Here is a 1,375-nt window from a genome sequence, read left to right as displayed (position 1 = left end):
ACTAACAGGACTGGTACACACAAACGAGTACCATTAACTTTTCTGAGGGTATAATCAGCAATTCTACAGTCAAATTTTAGGTCAGGTTACTGTACTTTTAGAACTCTACTAAGATGCGATTACCCTGCTAGGCAAAGCAGCCACCCAAAAATCCGATCGTATCTGCGAGAAAAACAGAAAGAGAGGAAAACTCTGGGCACTCCACAGAAAGCTCGAAAAAATAGACCCAGTGAAGTCTGCTCGGGTATTAAAAAACAATTTAGCTAGAAAAACAGAAAATAAGCGTTATAGGCAGAACCAATCAGAGATTAAAGCCATCATAGGAGCAGCCTCCAAGTCTGTTTTTAATGGTGAGTCATTAAAAGTATTTGCTGTTCGCGTAGCGTGGCCTACGGCCTCAGATTTAACACAACCAATCCGAAATAAACGCCAGTCCAAACCTCTGTCTCGTAAGCTCAATAGTTGGATGAAAGGAGAGCTTCGAGATTCATTACAGAAATGGGCTAATTGGACTGGCTCGGTTGTGACAGAAGTTCAACCTAGTTACACGTCGCAAGTTGACTCTAGGAATGGAACCCTTCTTGGGAAAAGGACTGGGGACAACTTTACCGGATTTGATGGGGTCGTGTTGTGCGGCTTGTTCCTAGTAGGAGCTGCCTATCCCAGGCAGGGTATGACTAGGGGATTCGCGGGGAAAACCCCGAACTCTAACTACCTGATGGATGGTGGTGAAAGTCCACCCCATTAAGAGATGATGTGACTCCTTATCTGGCCACACCGAGCAAGGTGACAACCTAGCAGAGTGAAGCTGGCACCAGGGCGGAATCAGAGGTGAAACAGATTAGCCACACTGCCGCTAAAAGGGAGACGATACGGATAGATTAACAAAAGTCCTAAAAAAGTGTCTTACCCCAAAGCCGCAATCTGAAGATATGCGAGATTTCACCCTCTAATCCTCACAGCGTTATAACACGAACAGCTGTAATCTCCGAGGAGAGGGTAGGCAAATTGGTTAGAAGTTACCGCAAGAATAGTGGAGCCTTTATAGTTAGTCGGCTATGGGTAAAAGGGTTAAAAATTTTGTAGTAAGGCTCCACTATTCTAAGGTTTCATCTCCGGACTGTCCTAAACCGTCATAACAATCTATCAGGTGGAACAAGTAAAAACGACAGCAAATAGGTCTAAGGACTAGTCGAACCTTAGTAAGCTATGTCAAGCTTAATCCCTACTGTCGGGTAGGATGCAGCCGTGCGATTCGTTGACTAGAAACCTTGCCCATCAAGGGTTTAGGAGGATTAGTCGCAAGGAAGAAAGAACCTTGACAACTTGATAACCATGATGGTGAAAGACCATCCCTCGTGAAATCCGAGTGACA

General features: G+C 44.8%; 1 pseudogene. It reads left to right on the top strand.

The features are described from left to right. Positions 1 to 127 precede the first annotated feature (127 nt). Positions 128 to 631, top strand: a pseudogene (locus tag F6K49_RS49425) (transposase); the annotation flags it as partial. Between the last annotated feature and the right edge of the window lie 744 nt (positions 632 to 1,375).

It is taken from the genome of Moorena sp. SIO3I6 (assembly GCF_010672095.1).
The sequence above is the reverse complement of the archived record's forward strand: the minus strand, read 5'-3'. Positions and strand labels throughout refer to the sequence as shown.